Annotated in this window: 15 protein-coding genes and 1 pseudogene; 8 read left to right on the top strand and 8 right to left on the bottom strand. The window is 68.7% G+C overall.

Annotated features, from left to right (window positions below):
• Positions 1–109: 109 nt before the first annotated feature.
• From Prum_RS00075 to Prum_RS00065, 3 genes are all read right to left on the bottom strand, one after another.
• Positions 110–1630 carry a relaxase/mobilization nuclease domain-containing protein gene (locus Prum_RS00075; RefSeq protein WP_173072809.1) on the bottom strand — a complete coding sequence of 507 codons (1521 nt, stop codon included), beginning with the start codon at positions 1628–1630 and terminating at the stop codon, positions 110–112.
• The gene (locus Prum_RS00070; protein ID WP_173072807.1) at positions 1627–2085 is read right to left on the bottom strand and encodes a plasmid mobilization protein; all 459 of its coding nucleotides are present in this window, start codon (positions 2083–2085) and stop codon (positions 1627–1629) included. Before Prum_RS00070 ends, Prum_RS00075 begins: the two co-directional genes overlap by 4 nt.
• Positions 2086–2351: 266 nt before the next feature.
• Entirely contained in the window at positions 2352–2537 is a 186-nt protein-coding gene (locus Prum_RS00065) for a hypothetical protein (RefSeq protein WP_173072805.1), read from the bottom strand.
• Between the two features lie 1194 nt (positions 2538–3731).
• Between Prum_RS00065 and Prum_RS00060 the strand changes: the two genes are divergently transcribed.
• Entirely contained in the window at positions 3732–4244 is a 513-nt protein-coding gene (locus tag Prum_RS00060) for a hypothetical protein (protein WP_173072803.1), read from the top strand.
• A 1840-nt stretch (positions 4245–6084) separates the two neighbouring features.
• Here Prum_RS00060 and Prum_RS00055 read toward each other — a convergent pair.
• From Prum_RS00055 to Prum_RS00045, 3 genes are all read right to left on the bottom strand, one after another.
• Positions 6085–6243 carry a hypothetical protein gene (locus Prum_RS00055; protein ID WP_173072801.1) on the bottom strand — a complete coding sequence of 53 codons (159 nt, stop codon included), beginning with the start codon at positions 6241–6243 and terminating at the stop codon, positions 6085–6087.
• Between the two features lie 92 nt (positions 6244–6335).
• Positions 6336–7304, bottom strand: a complete 969-nt coding sequence (locus tag Prum_RS00050; RefSeq protein ID WP_173072798.1) for a reverse transcriptase family protein — start codon at positions 7302–7304, stop codon at positions 6336–6338.
• 129 nt (positions 7305–7433) lie between these two features.
• A complete protein-coding gene (locus Prum_RS00045; protein WP_173072796.1) occupies positions 7434–8138 on the bottom strand; it encodes a hypothetical protein in 705 nt (234 codons plus the stop codon).
• A gap of 830 nt (positions 8139–8968) precedes the next feature.
• On the opposite strand from Prum_RS00045, the gene Prum_RS00040 reads away from it, so the two are divergent.
• The 4 genes from Prum_RS00040 to Prum_RS00025 all read left to right on the top strand — a co-directional run bounded on the left by Prum_RS00040 (position 8969) and on the right by Prum_RS00025 (position 12175).
• A complete protein-coding gene (locus Prum_RS00040; RefSeq protein WP_173072794.1) occupies positions 8969–9124 on the top strand; it encodes a hypothetical protein in 156 nt (51 codons plus the stop codon).
• Positions 9125–9459: 335 nt separating this feature from the next.
• Positions 9460–10017, top strand: a complete 558-nt coding sequence (locus tag Prum_RS00035; protein WP_173072792.1) for an FtsB family cell division protein — start codon at positions 9460–9462, stop codon at positions 10015–10017.
• Positions 10018–10093: 76 nt separating this feature from the next.
• Entirely contained in the window at positions 10094–10243 is a 150-nt protein-coding gene (locus Prum_RS00030; RefSeq protein WP_246277536.1) for a DUF501 domain-containing protein, read from the top strand.
• 1464 nt (positions 10244–11707) lie between these two features.
• Positions 11708–12175, top strand: a complete 468-nt coding sequence (locus tag Prum_RS00025; RefSeq protein WP_173072791.1) for a hypothetical protein — start codon at positions 11708–11710, stop codon at positions 12173–12175.
• Between the two features lie 110 nt (positions 12176–12285).
• On the opposite strand, the gene Prum_RS00020 is transcribed toward Prum_RS00025, so the two are convergent.
• Together Prum_RS00020 and Prum_RS00015 are read right to left on the bottom strand one after the other, a co-directional pair.
• Positions 12286–12633 carry a hypothetical protein gene (locus tag Prum_RS00020; protein ID WP_173072789.1) on the bottom strand — a complete coding sequence of 116 codons (348 nt, stop codon included), beginning with the start codon at positions 12631–12633 and terminating at the stop codon, positions 12286–12288.
• A gap of 22 nt (positions 12634–12655) precedes the next feature.
• Positions 12656–14287 carry a recombinase family protein gene (locus tag Prum_RS00015; RefSeq protein ID WP_246277535.1) on the bottom strand — a complete coding sequence of 544 codons (1632 nt, stop codon included), beginning with the start codon at positions 14285–14287 and terminating at the stop codon, positions 12656–12658.
• 41 nt (positions 14288–14328) lie between these two features.
• On the opposite strand from Prum_RS00015, the gene Prum_RS00010 reads away from it, so the two are divergent.
• From Prum_RS00010 to Prum_RS00005, 3 genes and pseudogenes are all read left to right on the top strand, one after another.
• On the top strand, positions 14329–16434 hold the full coding sequence (locus tag Prum_RS00010) for an ATP-binding protein (RefSeq protein ID WP_173072787.1): 2106 nt from the start codon (positions 14329–14331) through the stop codon (positions 16432–16434).
• 135 nt (positions 16435–16569) lie between these two features.
• Positions 16570–16890: pseudogene (locus Prum_RS54810) on the top strand (protease inhibitor I9 family protein); the annotation flags it as partial.
• A gap of 83 nt (positions 16891–16973) precedes the next feature.
• Positions 16974–17681: S8 family peptidase (locus Prum_RS00005; RefSeq protein WP_246277534.1), on the top strand; the 708-nt coding region annotated here is incomplete at its 3' end.

The raw sequence follows: 17681 nt of genomic DNA, 5'->3' as shown, positions 1-17681 counted from the left end.
CGCACCGGCCCCTCGGCCCACCGTGTGCGCCTATCTGACCATGTACCGGACCTGCGCAGGGGCGCCGGGCGCACCCTCATGGCGGCGCCCGACGCCTGCGGGGCGGGGTTCACCGGTGCCGGCCGCGCCGGTCCGTCGAGCGCAGGTCCGGCACGATCGGCGGGGCAGCATGACCCGCCGTACCCCGTCCCGGTGTCCCGGCGGGCGGCCGGTAGTCCCGAAGCTGCCCGGCCGCGCTCCGGGCGGCCCGCGCCTGATACAGACGGTCCCGCGCCTGGCGTAGGTCGGCCTGCGCCTCGCGTAGATCGGCCAAGGTCTCCGCGAACGCGGCGAGCGTGTACATCAGGTGCAGGGCATCCGTGATGTCCTGGTCCCGGGACAGCGTGCCCCAGACGGCGATCAGCCGGGCCATCGCCCGCAGATGTCCCGCCTGCCAGACCCGGCGGGCCGGAACCCGGCCGCGCAGGTCGTGGGCGGCCAGGTCGAACCAGCCGGCCGCGTCCGTCAACGGCCCGCCCGTGCGGCCTTCCCAGGCCCACGCGGTCGCGGTCAGCAGGTCGGCGGCGGCGTAGGCGATCGCGGCGGCGACCCCGGGACTCGGCGCGGCCCGCATCGCGGCGGCGGCCTCCTCGACCGTCTCGGCGGCGTGGCGGGACAGCTGCGGCGGGATCATCCCGGTGCCGGCGAGCCGGGACGCGGTCGACCCGCCCGGGTGGGCGGGTGTCCCGGTCCACCGGGACCGCAGTTGCGGCAACGTCAAGTCCGCCGCGAGGCGGCCCCCGCCGTACCACACGGTGGCACCAGCGGCGGTGGTGTGCCCGTCCAGGCCGACCGCGTACCCGGTCACCTGCCCGGGATCGCGGGTGCTATGCCGGAGCCTGACCAGCACGCCCGCGTGAGCGAGGCGGGCGAAGAAGTCCCGCTCGTCGGTGGCGATCGCGGCCACCTCACGTACCTGGCGGCGCAGCACCTCACGCGGCGCCACCGTCCGCCCGGAGCGGCTGCCGGACCGGGCGTTGCTAGCCCTCGCCTCGCTGTTGTTGGCGCCCAGGCGGGCGGCCTTGTTCAGCTCGGCCGGGCTCGGCCACCGACGCGACCCGGCACCTGCGGGCGCTACCCGGTAAAGGCCGTAGCGTTCCTCCAAGTCCCGGCAGGCGGCCTGGGCCTTGCGCTTGTCCTGCCACGGCCACACGGTGCGCCGGTCCTGGCGTACCAGGGTTGCCACGAGGTGGATGTGGTCGTCGTTGTGGCGTACCGCCAGCCATCGCACCGCGTCCGGGTCGCCGTGCGGGGCGAGCCCGACGGAGGCCATCACCTCGCCGCCGATGTGCGCCCACTGCGCGTCCGTCAGGACGCGGTCGGTGGGGTGGTTGCGGATCGAGCAGTGCCACACCGCCTTGCGCGGCGGGTTACGCCCGGCGCGGACCGGCTGCTCCAACAGTTCCGTCAAGGCGCGGACGTCGTGCCACCCGCCCGCCTGGGCTGGGGGTTGCAGCCCGGTGAGCGGGCCGGCGCCGTCCCACGCGGCCACCACCCGTGGGCGGACGTGCTCCTCCCGCTTGCCAACACCGAAGAGGTAGCGGAGAAGTCCGCCTACGTTGGTGCCGCGTGGATGTACGGCGGGGATCACGCCAACCGGTCGTGGATGTGCGAGGCGAGCGCGTCCACCTTCTGCACGGCCGTCGTCACCCGGTCGACCGCGTGCTCAAGCCACACCGGCGCCTCGCCGGTCGAGTTGAGCCGCGCAACGGCCTGGTTGAGGTTGGTGCCGGTGCGGTTGACCGCGGTCCGGGCGGCGAACAGCTCCCGCTGCATCTCCGCCAACTCCTCCACACCCACGCCCGCCGCGTCGCCGGACATGCGGGGCTGGCCGGGCTGCCGGCGCGCGACGGCGAGCGCCGCGAGGGCGCAGAAGCCGGTCAACGTCAACCCGGACGTCTCGGCGGCGGACCGGATCGCGGCCAGCTCCTCCTCGGTGAACCGTGGAGTGAGCCGATGATCCCGGGCGGTCTGGACACGCGACCGGTACCGGCGCGCGGACGGGACAGGGTTCGGCGTGCTCGGGGTGCTTGACGTGTCTGCCATGCCCCGAACGGTGAACGGCACCCGTTGACGGCATGGTTACCGTAACGCTTCCGCGCACCGTTGCCACCGCTGTGACCGCGCCCGGTCACCGCTGTTCGTGTGCCGAAGGCCACCAGCTTGCTCACGGTTGATCATGGAACGCGTAGGCGCTACGGGTTGGCGGGCCTTGTTGGCCGCGTGCAGGGTGAGCAACAAACGCGCCAGGAGCCGGTAGGCGTTACACGCGGGCTGCTACGGGTTGTGCCGTGGTCGCTCAAGGGTGGGGTTCACGCCAGCGGCGGTCGGGGCTGGCGCCGGTACACGCTCGCCGGAGTGCGCGCGTTCGGCGGTCGAGTGCCGGCGGGAAGCCGCAGGCCGGGGACCGGCACGGTGGCCACGCCCACCGGCCGTGCCGGGAGCCGACCGCAGTAGTCGTACGTGGGGCAGTCCATCCACGGCCACCGCTCGTCCATCGTCTACCACCTCCGATGCTTCAAGGCGTGTGCCGGCACGGCTGGTCACCGGTTCGATCATCCGGCGCGTCTTTGGTCGGGCGGTGCGGCGCCTGTCCGCAAGGCGCGCTGCCCATGACCGACGCTGTCGACGCACGTATCCTCGCTGCTGCCAACCGTGATCGGAAGCATCACGGGTGTCCGGAATTCGTCTGCGGCGCGGCCGTCGGGTGGATGCCGCGCGCACCGGCGGCCGGAAACGACGCAACGGGACCGGGGCTTCCGCTTCCTGGTTCCGCTTCCTTCCGCCCCGGCACAGCCGGGTGGAAGCGGAAGCAACCGGAGGCGGAAGCGCTACGGCGGGCGTGGTAGCGGGGTGGTGACGCAGCCTGGTAGCGCCTGGACCAGGTGCCGTACCACGGGGGCGTTGCCTCTAGCGCTCCCGGATGCCGTAGCGCCCGTGACCTGCGGCGCATACACCTCCGCTAACCCCGTAGCGGTCGCTTGACCGCTCCTCAGCTCCGGCACATGGCGGGACGCTTGCGCGTTCCGGACGGGCTGGTCACTCGTCAGTGTCAAACCCGCTCCGGCATCGGCCCGCCGAGCTCGTGAGCGTCGGCCGGCGCGGTGACCGATGACGCGCTCAACCCCGCTCACACGGTTGAGCGCCTGACGCTCACCACGCTGCGGGGCGCTCACCGCGCACAGCGCACCGGCCCGGCCGTTCACGGTGAACCCTTGCTTCCGCTTCCTGGTTCCGTTTCCGCTCGCACGCGGGGAGCGGGAAGCGTCACGGCGGGGCCGTGGCAGCGGCTGGTAGCGCCTGGCAACGGCGGGCCGGAGCCGTTACCACGGTGGCGCTACCCCTAGCCCTGCCGATAACCCCGTAGCGCCGGTGACCTGCGGCGCTAACCAGTCCGTCAACCAGTCCGCTAACCCGTAGCGGTCGCTGGACCGCTTCCGGCTCCGAGCCCGTTCCGGCCGCTTGCGCGGTCCGGACGGGCCGGCATCAGCGTGCCAACCGTTTCGGCCCCTACGTTCCGGCCCCTGCCGGCTGGTGCCGCTACCGGTCGGCGCATCCGTTACCGGCACCCGCCGGTAACTGCGGCAGTAACGCTGCCGTCAACCCTCACTCGCAAGTGTGAAGCCCAGAAGGAGGCGAACGCGTATGCACGCGACCGCAGCGAGAACCGCATCCGTCCACCGTGGAGGAACATGGCCACAAGCCAGACCCCGAAACCCCAGCGCCGTCGCCCGTCTGTAGGCGACGGGCCGGCGACCGGCGCGGCAAACCCGCCCGGCACCGGCCCCACCCCCGACCACACCACCAAGCTCGACACCGGCCATCCCAACGCACGGGGGACGTTACCGATGGCCCACCCCTCTACCCCTCCCACGAACACCACGGCCAGCGACGACACCCCGGCGGGGGTATCGGACGCGGATCGGGCGCTCATGCGTGCCCGGCTCGCCGCGATGGCCGCGCCGCGGGACTCCGACGATGCGGAGCTGGCGGCGCTGCGGGCAGTCCTGCGCGACGAAGCGTTGATGGCGCACGTGACCGCGAACGTCGAACGGTGGCCACCGCTGACCGAGCAGCAACGCGAAACGATCGCCGCGTTGCTCAACCCGCCGTGCCGCACCCCGGCACGTCGCACCCCGGCACGTCGCACCCCGGCACGTCGCACCCCGGCACGGCGCACCCCGGCACGGCGGCGGGCGGCCTGAACCCGTGGCCACCCATGCAAACGGGGCGCTCCCCGACGACGGGGGCGCTCCGTGGCGTCGAGACCGGCTATGCGGCGGCTGCCAACACTTCGGCGATAGCCATCGCTGGTGGCCCGCCCAGCGGGTGCTTAATAGACGCCGGTACCGCTCACGCACAGACCTCGAGACCGCCTGGCACGCTGGGCAGGACGCCTTATCAGTATCGACCTTGGCATATATATAGACCGCGTCGGGCCGGTACTCGACCCGTTCGACGCGCGCCTAGCGCAGGTGATGTGGCACCAGACTGACCGGCTGATGATCTTGCGCCGCGCCATGATCCCGGTCGGGACCGTCCTCGTAAAGCATTGCTGCTCAACGGCTTCGCGCGGCCAGCCGTCGCTGAAGCTCCATCATAGACGGCTGCTCGTCTTCTTCCCGACTGCCCTCCGCACCGCGCCCACGTTTGCCGTGCCAGAACCGAATCTCCGTGACCGACGACAAGCCCGACCGGGCCGTGACGGTGGCCTCGCAGCCGAACGACTGAACGGGCACGAGCGGTGTCGGGGGCCGGAGTGCATAGTTCCATGCAGCTTGACGAACAGACCGAAGCACGCGGTTCTGCCAGCCGGGCACCCTTGTTCGCCGAAGCGGAGTTGAGGATCAACCACGACCACCTCGGTAACCATGCGTAACGGTGGCTACGCAAGCGGAGATCACCTGCCGTCCGCTGCTGCCGAAAGTTAGTGCGCTCGGCCCAACGCCTCGGGTGGCAGGGTTGGCGGACATGACGACGCCTTTTCGGTGCCTCCGGAGTGTCCTTGATCTGCCAGTGCTGCGCGCAGCCTGCCCGCGTCGGCGACGCGTAGCCTTCAGGGGCGCAAACGCACGTCGAGCGCATCTGAGGTTGCGTCGGCCTCCGGTTCGCATTTTGGGGGACATGTCGGACCGGTTCATAGTCAATAATTCCGGAGCGCGAGAGGAATTCATGTCAGACACGCAATCCTCGGGCTTAAACCGTGGGCCTTTCGTCAAGGTCATCTATAGCGTTGGCGCCTTCTCTGCACTCGTAATCGTCGCGGGGTTCGTAGCGGGGTAGAGAGAGGGCCACGATTTGGATCGCAAACGCAAAGACCTTACCGTAATTGCTACAGTAACCGCAATAGGGCAATGCTGTGGTTCGCTCATTACTGAGCCTATCTACGCCGCTTTTGGTGCGGGCATTTTGGCCGCCGCTGCCGCTGTCATCGCCCGTGCGTACGAGTCCCGAACTGAGGGTCATGACGACCCGACCTCTATGCCGACATTCGCACCAGCACCTGTACGCCGAAGTGATCGGGTTCGAAGGAAGGACGAATCCGATCAATGGTCGCCCGTATCCCCTTCCCCCAAAGATGCGACGGTAAACGCTAAACCTGAAGCGGTTGATCCGGGAACCCCCGTGTTGACATGCCTAGCCGGTGTGTTTGTTATCGTTCCGATGTCTGCCCTTCTGGTAGGCTTTTTCGACAATGGAACGGTGTCGTACGTATTGGCCAGACTTCTCTGGTGGCTTCTTTTCGCGACCCTTCCCGCTCTCACAGGCTACATCGCAGGTCGAACTCTCTACGAGCGGACATCCATCGGTGCCGTGCACTCCGCTACGGTTGGTATCTTAGTTTGGATCGTGAGCATCGCGTTCGACTACTACACCGGCTCGAAACTATATCAAGGGGCGACAACAAATCTTTAGCTAGCCCTTTTTGTGATGGCGGTCGACTCGTCCTGCGATGCCCGAGATCGTTTAGTCGAGGTCGCCCGGCTGATAGATAATCTGCCCCGGAGATGTGGCCACCGCGAGAGTCAGGCAGTGGGGCGAGAATCAACGCGATTTCAGCAGCCGGATGTACGTGTCCGGCACCGATTGCACCTGCTCGTCGTTCAGCGTCGCCGGCCGAACCTTCGGCGTCTTCAGCTTGGTCGCGGCGCTTGATCGGGCCGCCCGCGATGCCGGCCAGGAACCCGTGGTCCTCGCCGCCACGCGCGGCGCGGTAGGTCGCCGACTGCCCGGCCGAGCCAACGCCACGGCGGGCGAGGAACTCGATCGAGGCTAGCGAAAGGAGTAGGCGCTAACTAATCCAAGTCCTCAATCCCGATGAGCCAGCCGTTAGGCGGAACATACGCGGGCGGGAGTTGTTCGTTTAAGGCTCGCAACAGTGGGTAGCCCACGTCCGGCTCAGCCGCGGCGATATAGCAAGCCCAGCCCAGTAAGCGCTGGGGCAGCATATCGGCGTTCTCGCCGCCGAACTCTGCCATGTATTCGTCGTAGCCAAATTTCGTAATGATGTGCAATACCCATCGCATGTGACGCTTTGTCTTGCGTGGGATGCGTGGGTGATCCGTGGCGCCTACGTACAGGCCGGTCACGTATTGAGGACCGCCACGGCGCATGAATGCAGTCTTATGCTGGTTTATGGACCAACCCGAGTCGTTGAGGATGCGCTCGATCGCCGCGAGATGTTGATCGGATACCTCGCCGGAGAATACAAGATCGTCCACGTAGCGGGTGAATGACAATCCCGCAGCTTCTGCATATTCCGCGAGAATGTGATCCGTATGTTGGAAAGCAAGATTCGACAAGAAAGGTGAGGTGCTGAGTCCGATTGGCAGCTTGCCGCCTATGGTAACGATACTAACGGCTAGGCTCGCTGCCTTGTCGTCGTATCCCTGCTCTTGTAGGGCAGCTTTGAGCTGTGCTGAGCCAATCGAAGGGAAGAAATCTTCGAGGTCGACGCGCAAGACACAGGCCCTACCAAGATGTGCAGACGCATTGGTGACTGTCGAGCGTCCGTTAACGAATCCATGGACGTGGTCGGGTGGGCGGTATGGCAGCACTGCTAAGAAACTTCGACGGAGGTTCTTCGTAATCAGATCAAGCCAAGGGTTCGGCTTGATTATTTCGCGCAGCCCGCCACGCTTCTTGCGAAACGACTGAGCCCTGAATAGCTTTCCAGCACCCGCGGGAAGGTCCTCAGAAAGCGACTCCAAAATACGAACCGATACACCTGAATGCTGCCCGAGATCCTCGACCGAGAAAGACATCCGCCGCCCCGCCTTAGAGATAACCTGAGAGTAGGGTCGCGCTCCCTATGCAAGGACTATTCTGCAGCGCACGCGAACTCGCGCACCAAGTTGACCGCGACCCTACTCAACGAAGTAGGATACCATACGCTAGTGGAGTGGCATCTTCCGACTGGAAATGAGGCCGCGCTCCAACGAATACAGGATCGAGATGAATGGCTCGACTATCCGGAAGGCCCGATAGCTCCAATCTTCAGGCTTTGTAGTATAGTTCGACCGGATCCACCTACTAACAGCTATCATGACGTAGTCGATGATCGCCATCGACATTGCCTCCGTTTTAGGAACCATCACAACGTTGAGTCTAGGCAGGGATGTGGGACGCCCTAGCTTTTCGTGTGCTCGACGGGTTGCACTATCAGGAAGGTTGCGGACTAGCTGCTTCATGCCGTCGTTCTGCTCTATGTAACAGAGCAATTCTGGCTCTGCTCGATGTCGAATCAGTAGATCGCCAAGGAGGCTCGTATACATAAACTTAAGCCTGTCGATTTCGGTACTACCAGCCAGAACGCTAGTCCCATCGGTAACCAGGACATACGCCTTGAACGACAGGTCCTGCATAAGCTCCAGAAACAGGTTAGAAACCTCGGGCGGATCGGTTGAAGCGTGGAACCCGTGTTTGCGGAAGGCGTCGAAACTGCGAAGCCCACTAAGGCTCCGCCGAGCTGACACGCGGCGATGCAGGTCCTGGATGCGTCGCTCTATCTCCTCCGAGTCCTCACCTGTTTCTACCGCACCCACGATCAGCGGCTGCGACTGCTGCCCGTTCCCGGACTCGTCCATGTACAGCTTCACGCTCTACATCTCTCCAAGGCCTCGTGCGTAGAGCGGCAAAGTTCACCCGCTCCCGTGTCGCCCTGTCACGGCACCGCTGCTCGGCGCGGCGCTGCGCTGCGTAGTACCAAGAAGTCACAGCCTTGCCGCTGTCACTCGAAGCAGCCTATCCCGCACGTCCGGTCCCGCGCGCACACGGCATGCTCACGCTTCTAGGTACGTCGCACCCGCGAGCCACCGCACCGCCCACACGTCGCCGTGCGGCGCCAACCCCCACGGCGGCCATCACCTCGCCCGCGACTTGCGCCCCCCTGCCCATCGGTCAGAATGCGGTCGGTGGGTGGTGCGAATCGAGCATTGCCATGCCGGCTGGGCCGGCGGCTTCCCTGAGTGACCACACAGCTCTCGAACCCTAAGGGGTTGTGCACGTCCCTGCCGCTACCGCTCCCGGCCACGCCGCGTTCATCCCGCCCGGCGGGGCGGGCGTCCCGGCACCCGGCCGCGTATGTCATGGGCGGCCGGGCCGGGCATCTTCGGACATGGGGTCCACATCGGACCCCGGCATCCGGAACACGACCCCAAGGAGGGTGGTCGAGTCGGCTCGAAAAGACGCCGCCACCGCCCGAACAGCCACTGCCGATCATCACCCTTCGTGGCCATGCTGCTGCGGTGCGGCCGGGCCTACTTGGACCGGGGCCCGGCCGCGACAACGGTCCAAACGGTCCCAAGGAGCCACCCCACGTGAACAGAAACAAGATCACCGTTGCTGCCTTGACCGCACTCGCCGGGCTCGCGCTCGCCGGCGGCGCCGGCGGCTCCAGAGCCGACCGGCGACTCGTACCAGCACGATGGTGGTGACTCCGGTCAACCAGAGCCCCGCCACCACGACGCCGGCCGGCGTTGGGTCGTACACGCTGCAGCTGGCGGCTGATCGCGCCCAGCGACGCGCCCTCGGCCAGCAGTTGCTGGACGGTGGCGTAGCGTTCCCGCGTCCGGGTGACCAGTGACCGTTCCCGGCCGCACACGTCGCGCATGCCGTCCGTCTCGTCGGTCTCTGTCTGCTGCGGGGCTGGTGCCTGCTCGGGATTCGCGGCGGGGTTCCGCGGTCGTGGCTTCGCTGTCTGCGGGCGCTGCCGCGGCGGTCATCGCGGCGCGTACGCAAGCGCGTTGCATCGTCACCGTCTTGTCCACCGCCTCGCCCAGGTTGTGCCAGATGTGCCAGCGATCCGCGACCTGCTGGGCGTTCGGTGCGCCGTCGCGGGCCGCGGCCTTCCCGCGGTACCATCCGTCCTACTTGACCTAGAGCCGGTGCCGGATCACAGCCCGGATAGGGGAGGACGTGATGAGGCAAAGGCTCACGCCGAGTGGGCAGGGCCCGGGGCAGCGAAGCCGGGCCGCGCCACCGCGGACCGGACGCCCGGTGACCCGCGGCGCCGCAGCCCATGAGAGCGCCGACACCAGCCGTTCCGTCAACCGCCGGGCTGCGGTCCGCCGCGTCAGCGCACCGCAGCCGGGCCGCTTCACTGGCCGCGCCACCGTGCTGGTGGTGGTGTTAGTCGCGCTCGCGCTCGGCTACACCTATCCGGTGCGCGTCTACCTGACCCAGCAGTCAGACATCGCGCGCATGGAGCAGGCCCAGGCCGAGCAACGCCAGCGGATCAGTGACCTGAGTGAGCAGGCGGCTCTTTGGAAGGACAAGGAGTACATCAAGATCCAGGCCCGTAAGCGCTTCTACATGGTGTACCCCGGCGAGGTTCCCCTCGTGGTTGTCACCGCCCCCGAGGACGCCGCCCGCGACGCGGGCGAACTGGTCGACAAGGGTACGAGCCAGCCGGCCGCTCCCTGGTACGACACGTTGTGGTCCTCTATCCGCGCCGCCGACGAGGAGAGCGACAAGTGACTGAACCCGCCACACCGGCCGACCGCGAACGTGGTGCGGGCACAGCTCGGCCGCCCGCCGCCGCACGGCAACCTCGGTGGAGTCGGCCGGGCTGATGGACGGGATGGAGGCACGCCTAGCCACCGATCCCGACTTGGCGAGGCGGTACCGGACGGCGGACGAGGGCTACCTGGCCTGGCGCGAGGAGATCGAGGGTAGGTCAGCGAGCGGCATGCCGGTGCGGTAGGTGCCTCCACCTGCATATCTGGGTACGCGCTGGCGGCGGGCCTAGACGGTCGCGGTAGGGACCGCCCTCACGGGCGGCCCCCCCGCACAGATCCCAGCGTGCGGAACTACCGCACCGGGCTCCTCCTCAAGGCCGCACGCGGGTGGGCGCCGTCGGAGACCAAGTCGCGATAGTTACTGCGTGTTACGCCCGTAGTCGCCGCGGTGCGAGTACGTCGAATTGCAGTCCTTTGTGGAGAAGTTTCCAATTGCCACCCAGGGGCCATAGTACGTCTGGGAACCGCCAGTATTGTCGTTCAAGCAGGTTATCCATACCCGGTATTGGCCGGTGCCACCGTTGCAAATAGTCGTAGCACCGGGATAGTTGGAATATGGATAATCCCTAGTGGCTAGGTTACAGTTTGTCGGTGCGGCTGACGCCGCCGCGGGAGTTAGAGTGACGGCCGCAGCCACCGCGGCCACAACCAAGGCCAGTTTCCCCACCGTGATTCTGGGTACGCCGGCCACGGCAGACAACAATGCCTTCCGCCCTCGCATGCGTCCACGCAATGTCTTGTCCCTTTCCGTTGCACGGACAAAGAAACGCCGCCCCGCACAATCATGCAGGCGCGACATACACGCGGCCGGCCGTAAGCGTGCTCGAAGCCTAGGTTGATTTCGCCGTTGTACACAAGCCCTTCGTTTACGTATAGAAGTTGACCAAATACGCTACGTAGCAGTCAGTCTTGGCGGCGAAGACATCTCCGCAGGTACATGCATCACTCCCAGTTCTCGTGCGGCTACGGTCCGGTGCCATCTTGTGCGGTGCTGTGAAAAAGGTCACCCGTGGGGGCTGTTGAGCGCCAGACGCTCACCCGCGAACGGCTCGACGCTCATCACGTGCATGGCGCTCAGCGCGCTCAGCGGAACGGCTCGGCCTGTTCGGCCACGCATCCGGCTCTCCACGTGACCAGGTTGGTCAGCGGGCCGTTCCGGAACGCTCGGGCGTTCAGGGCGAACTCTGCTCCGCTTCCTGGTTCCGCTTCCGCTCGAACGCGGGAAGCGGCAAGGCGTCACGGCGGGGCCGTGGCAGCGGCTGGTAGCGCCTGGTAACGGCGGGCCGGAGCCGTTACCACAGTGGCCGCTACCCCTAGCCCTCCCGCTAACCCGTAGCGCCGATGACCTGCGGCGCTAACCAGTTCGCTAACCCGTAGCGGTCGCTGGACCGCTCCCGGCTCCGGCCCGTCCGGGCCGCTTCGGCGGTCCGGGCGGGCCGGCATGAACGTGCCAACCGTTTTCGGCGCCTACGTTCCGGCTCGTGCCGGATGGTGCCGTGACCGGTTGGCGCATCCGTTACCGGCACCCGCCGGTAACTGCGGCAGTAACGCTGCCGTCAACCCTCACTCGCAAGTGTGAAGCCCAGAAGGAGGCGAACGCGTATGCACGCGACCGCAGCGAGAACCGCATCCGTCCACCGTGGAGGAACATGGCCACAAGCCAGACCCCGAAACCCCAGCGCCGTCGCCCGTCTGTAGGCGACGGGCCGGCGACCGGCGCGGCAAACCCGCCCGGCACCGGCCCCACCCCCGACCACACCACCAAGCTCGACACCGGCCATCCCAACGCACGGGGGACGTTACCGATGGCCCACCCCTCTACCCCTCCCACGAACACCACGGCCAGCGACGACACCCCGGCGGGGGTATCGGACGCGGATCGGGCGCTCATGCGTGCCCGGCTCGCCGCGATGGCCGCGCCGCGGGACTCCGACGATGCGGAGCTGGCGGCGCTGCGGGCAGTCCTGCGCGACGAAGCGTTGATGGCGCACGTGACCGCGAACGTCGAACGGTGGCCACCGCTGACCGAGCAGCAACGCGAAACGATCGCCGCGTTGCTCAACCCGCCGTGCCGCACCCCGGCACGTCGGACCCCAGCACGGCGACGGGCGGCCTGACTCATGGCCACCCATCACCACGGGGCGCCCCCCGATGACGGGAGCGCCCCGTGGCGTCCGGAGCGGCTATGCGTCGGCGACAGCGGCTGGGCGAATGATTGTGAGTAGCATCATTTGTCGAATCCTGGGAGTGCCGGGTCGCCGGGTTCTCGGTCGAGGCGGTACCCGTAGACGATCCGAGTAGAGCCTGGATCGTGCGTGCGTAGATGCTCCAGGGAGATCGTCACCTCGGTTTGGTCGGCGAGGTTGGCGAGCTTCGAGTCGGAGGTGAGTTCGGCCAGCTTACGGAGCTTCTCGCGGAACTGAGCCGGCAGGTCAATGGTGACCTCGTAGCGACCACCGCTCTTGTTCAACAGGTCCTGCAGAAGGGCTCCCGGCTGCTGCTTGGTGCCGTTTGCCAGAGCCTGTGCCATCGGGTGGGCCGAGGTCAGGACGTCGGCATAGGTGGAGACTCGCATCGTCGCGTCCTTTCCAGATCGGCTATGCGGCGGCGGCCAATGCGTCGGCGATAGCCGAGGCTGGCGGCCCGCCGAGCGGGTGCTTGTGGTCCACGTCCACCGAGGCAGGGTCGAAGCCGCGTCCCTTGCGGCCGGACGGCAGGATCGTCACGGTGCAGATCCGGTCGATCAACACCCGCTGGTTGGCCAACCCGGCGTCCCGCCACGCGGCCACCGGATCAGGCGCATTGATCACCTGAGCGAGGGGATCGTCGACGATGTTGACGGTCAACAACTCATCGATCTCCGCTATCCGGGCAATGCCCGCCTGCGTCGCGGCGGCCACCTGACCGGGTGTCCGCTTCTGCAACATCTCCTCCACCGCGTACCGCTCCAACGTCGCCCGGATCGCGGCCCGCTCGCCACGCAACGCGGGCGCATCCACGTCCGGCGCCGGTGGGGCCAGCAACATGTACGCCTCCGGCCGGGTGATGGCGTACGCGATGTGCGCGAACACCAACCGGTCCACATGGCCGGCGTTGCGGGTCAGGTGGTTGGCGTTCTTGCACCGGTACCGGGGCTCCCGCCCGCCCAAGGTCACCTCACACGTGACCGGCCTACCGGAATCGCTGTCGGGTGGGGTGCAGATGCCGCACCGGTAGATGTTGGTGCCGTGCCAGCGCGGCGCCGCGCCCGGCCCGGTGCGCCGGGACGGGTCGGTCAACAAATCACGCACGGCGTAGAACGCCTCCGGGGTCACGATCGGCTCCCACGGCGCGGTCACACCGTCCAGGATCTTGCCCTTGTGGACCATGAACCCGGCGTTACGCGGACGCAACAGGATCTCCCGCAACGTCTCCGCCGACCACGCCGCGCCGGTCACGGTCGGCACCTCTCCCTTCTCCCGCAACTCGGCGGCCAACGCGCGGAGGCTGACCCCCTGCAACAGGCGGCCGGAACAGTCGGCGATCACCGCGATCTCGTAGTCGATCGTGGAGGTCCCGGACTTGCAGTCCCGTCCGCCGTGCCAGGGGCACACCACGTCCTCGGGCATCGCGTCGTCCGGGACGTCCGGGGCACCGAGGCAGAACCCGAACGGACGACGGCCCCCGCCGAACTTGCCGTTGCGGGCCTGCCGCTCCCGCCACATCGACACCCGCCGCGCGGTATCCCGCGACGCCTTGTTAGCCACCAACACCCGAATCTCCGCGTCGAAGTTGTCCTTGCCCCGCTCCATGTGCAACGAGTCGGTACACGACTCCACCACGATTGGGTGCGGGGCGTGCTCCACCACATCGATCAAGTCCTGCAAGTCCTTCGGATCGCGGAACGCCCGGTCCAGGTCCAGACACAACAACGCGGTCGCCCGCCCCGCCCACAGGTCGGCAAGGGCCTCGCGCAGATCCGGGCGGAACACCCGATACTCCCGACGCCCGTCCGGCAACGTGACCTTCCGACGCTTGTACGCCGACAGCCGCGGATTCTTGATCACCTTGTAAACCACCCAACCAAGCAGGGCGGCGCGGTCCCGCATCCGCTGGATCTGGTCCTCCAGCGAGGCGGGGATGCCCTCGTCGGTCAGGTCCACGTCTTCGCGCTTGTCCGACAGCCTGGCCAACAGGATCGCCTTGCGTGGGGCGGGGATGCCGAGGGGGAAGCTGTTGCGGTCATGCATCTATTATGTGTTAGAATCAGGTATGCGGCAAGACCGCGCTGGTGGTGCACTGGGCGCACCGGTGGCGCCGGCGTTTCCCGGACGGGCAGCTCTATGTGGACCTGCGCGGGTACGATCCGGCGGCGCCGTTGACCGCGCACGACGCGCTGGCCGGCCTGCTGGAGGCGCTCGGGGTGGGCGGCGCGGACCTGCCGGCCGGCACCGACGAGCGGGCCGCGAGGTACCGCGGCGAGACCGCCGACCGGCACCTGTTGATCGTGCTGGACAACGCCGCGTCGGTGGAGCAGGTGCGCCCGCTGCTGCCCGGTACGCCGTCGTGCCTGGTCCTGGTCACCAGCCGGGACTCGCTGGCCGGGCTGGTGGTGCGGCACGGGGCCCGGCGGGTGGACCTCGACCTGCTGCCGGCCGCGGACGCGTACGAGCTGCTGGACCATCTGATCGGGGCCCGGGTCGGCGCGGAGCCGGCGGCGGCGCGGTTGCTGATCGAACGCTGCGCCCGGCTGCCGCTGGCGCTGCGGGTCGCCGCCGAGTTCGCCGCCGCCCGGGGCGGTACCCCGCTCGCCGAGCTGGCCGAGGAGCTGGCCGACGAGCAGCGCCGGATGGACCTGCTCGGCGGCGACGGCGGCGATCCCCGCACCGACGTCAGCGCGGTCTTCTCCTGGTCGGTGCGGCACCTGCCGCCCGCCGCCGCCCGGGTGTTTCGGCTGCTGGGCCTGCACCCGCACACCGACTTCGAGGCGTACGCGGCCGCCGCGCTGGCCGGCGGCGACGTGCCCGCCGCCCGGAGCGCCCTGGAGTTGTTGGCCCGTAAGCATCTGGTGCAGTCGCGCGGCGGTGGCCGGTACGGGATGCACGACCTGCTGCGCGCGTACGCCCGGAGCCTGGCGATGACCGAGGCGCGGGGGACCGAGGCGCCGGCCGACGACCCGCGGGCGGCGCTCGGCCGGCTGTTCGACCACTATCTCGCGACCGCCGCGGGCGCGATGGACGCGCTGCACCCGGCGGAGGCGTTCCGCCGGCCGCGGATCGCGCCGCCGGAGACCGCCGCCCCGGACCTGACCGACCCGGGTACGGCCCGCGCCTGGCTGGACACCGAGCTGGGCTGCCTGACCGCGGTCGCCCGGCACGCGGCCGGGCACGGCTGGCCGTCGCACGCGGTACGGCTGTCCAGCACCCTGTTCCGCTACCTCGACGGCGGCCACCACGACGTGGGCCTCGCCTTGCACGGGCACGCCCTGGCCGCCGCGGTCCACAGTGGTGACGAGGCGGGGCAGGCGCAGGCGCTCAACGGGCTCGGCACCGTCCACATGCGACTGGGTGGTCACGCGGAGGCGGTCGAGCACCTGCAGCGGGCCTTGGTCCTGTTCCGGCGGGTCGGTGACCGCGTCGGTGAAGCCCGCGCGCTGGGCAACCTCGGCGTGGTCGAGGCGTCACACGGCCACTTCCGGCGCGCCGTCGAGTATCAGGAGCAGGTGTTGACGCTGTACCGGCGGGCCGGTGACGACGTCGGGGAGGCCCGCGCGTTGATCAACCTGGGCGACGACGAGCAGCGGTTGGGCTGGTACGACCGGGCGGCCGAGCACATCGGGGCCGCGCTGGCGGTGTTCCGCAAGGTCGGTGACCGCGACGGTGAGGCGTTCGCGGTGAACAACCTGGGCATCGTGGAGATGCGCCGGGGCCGGCTCGACGTCGCGGCCGCGCATCACGGTGCGGCGCTCGCCGCATTCCGGGAGGTCGGCGGGCGGGTCGGCGAGGCGTGGGCGCTGGAGGGTCTCGGCGACGTCGAGTTGCGGCTCGGCCGGCCGGAACGGGCCGCCGCGCACCACCGGGCGGCGCTGGACGTCTTCCGCGAGATCGGCGACCAGGACGGTGTGCCGTGGGCGCTCAACGGCCTGGGCGACGCCGCGCTCGCCGAGGGGTGCGCGGCGCAGGCGCTCACCCGGCACGCGGCCGCGCTGGCCGTCGCGGTCGGCTCCGGCGCCCGCGACCAGCAGGCGCGGGCGCACACCGGGCTGGGCCTCGCGCACCGGGCCCTCGGCGACCCGGAGCGCGCCCGCGAGCACCTGGCCACGGCGCTGGCCACGTACGTCGAGTTCGGCCTGCCGGAGGCCGAGGAGGTGCGCGGGCACCTCGCCGGCCTGGGTTGATTGGTCGCAATGTCACATTGCAGTGATGTCGATAGATGTTCCAAGGTGATTCAAGGTGCTGCTGACGCGGCGCCGGATCTTTGAGAAGGTCTGTCCCACAAGCCGTCCGGCACCCCGGCGACGAAGGGACTGTCCATGCACGACGATCGGCGAGCCGGCCCCATGCTTCGGCGTTCGGCGGCGGTGGTGGGTTTGGCGCTCGCCGCCGTGGCCGGCGCCCTGGCGGGGCCCGGCACCGCGACCGCCGCACCGGCGAAGCCGGCCCCGATGCTGGCCGCCACCGGGCCGACCGTGCCCGGCAGTTACATCGTCGTCCTCAATGGAGCGCCGGGCACCGCCGCGGCGTCGCGGGCCGGCACCGCCCTCACGCGCGCCACGAACCTGGGCGCGAAGGTCGAGCACCGGTACTCCACCGCGCTGAACGGCTTCTCCGCCAAGCTCACCGCCGCCCAGCTCGACGCCCTGCGCGCGGATCCGGCCGTGGCGTACGTGGTGCCGAACCAGCGGGCCACCTTCCACACCGTGCAGACCCCGCCGAGTTGGGGCTGGACCGGGTGGACCAGCGCCAGCGGCCGCTGGACAGCATCTACGACTACAACCGGACCGGCGCGGGCGTCACCGCGTACGTCATCGACACCGGGATCCGGACCAGCCACGTCGAGTTCGGCGGCCGGGCGGTCGCCGGTTTCAGCTCGATCAACGACGGCAACGGCACCAACGACTGTTACGGGCACGGCACGCACGTGGCCGGCACGGTCGGCTCCGCCGCGTACGGCGTGGCCAAGGGCGTCCAGTTGGTGGCGGTGCGGGTGGGCGACTGCTACGCGTCCACCGACGCGGCCACGGTCATCGCCGGCGTGGACTGGGTCACCGCCCACCACACCACCGGCCCGGCGGTGGCCAACATGAGCCTCGGCTTCCCGCCGCTGCAGGCCCTCGACACGGCCGTCGCCAACTCGATCGCCGACGGCGTCACGTATGTGGTCTCGGCCGGCAACAACGCCACCGACGCGTGCTTCGTGTCGCCGGCCCGGCTGCCGCAGGTCGTCACCGTCGGCGCCAGCGACGTCAACGACGACCGCGCGATCTGGTCGAACTTCGGCAGCTGCGTGGACCTGTTCGCGCCGGGCGCCAACATCACCTCCGCCGGGATCGCCTCGGACACCGCGTCGCTGCCGGCCTCCGGCACCTCCATGGCCGCCCCGCACGTGGCCGGCGCCGCGGCGCTGTTCCTGCAGAGCGACCCG

Origin of the sequence: Phytohabitans rumicis (assembly GCF_011764445.1) — a bacterium.
Classification (GTDB): domain Bacteria; phylum Actinomycetota; class Actinomycetes; order Mycobacteriales; family Micromonosporaceae; genus Phytohabitans; species Phytohabitans rumicis.
The sequence above is the reverse complement of the archived record's forward strand: the minus strand, read 5'-3'. Positions and strand labels throughout refer to the sequence as shown.

Bases quoted from the DNA above. Each gene is read 5' to 3' on its own strand.
- Prum_RS00065 (WP_173072805.1), bottom strand. From the start codon at position 2,537: ATGGACGAGCGGTGGCCGTGGATGGACTGCCCCACGTACGACTACTGC.
- Prum_RS00015 (WP_246277535.1), bottom strand. From the start codon at position 14,287: ATGCATGACCGCAACAGCTTCCCCCTCGGCATCCCCGCCCCACGCAAG.
- Prum_RS00060 (WP_173072803.1), top strand. From the start codon at position 3,732: ATGGCCACAAGCCAGACCCCGAAACCCCAGCGCCGTCGCCCGTCTGTA.
- Prum_RS00050 (WP_173072798.1), bottom strand. From the start codon at position 7,304: ATGTCTTTCTCGGTCGAGGATCTCGGGCAGCATTCAGGTGTATCGGTT.
- Prum_RS00035 (WP_173072792.1), top strand. From the start codon at position 9,460: ATGAGGCAAAGGCTCACGCCGAGTGGGCAGGGCCCGGGGCAGCGAAGC.
- Prum_RS00020 (WP_173072789.1), bottom strand. From the start codon at position 12,633: ATGCGAGTCTCCACCTATGCCGACGTCCTGACCTCGGCCCACCCGATG.
- Prum_RS00025 (WP_173072791.1), top strand. From the start codon at position 11,708: ATGGCCACAAGCCAGACCCCGAAACCCCAGCGCCGTCGCCCGTCTGTA.
- Prum_RS00070 (WP_173072807.1), bottom strand. From the start codon at position 2,085: ATGGCAGACACGTCAAGCACCCCGAGCACGCCGAACCCTGTCCCGTCC.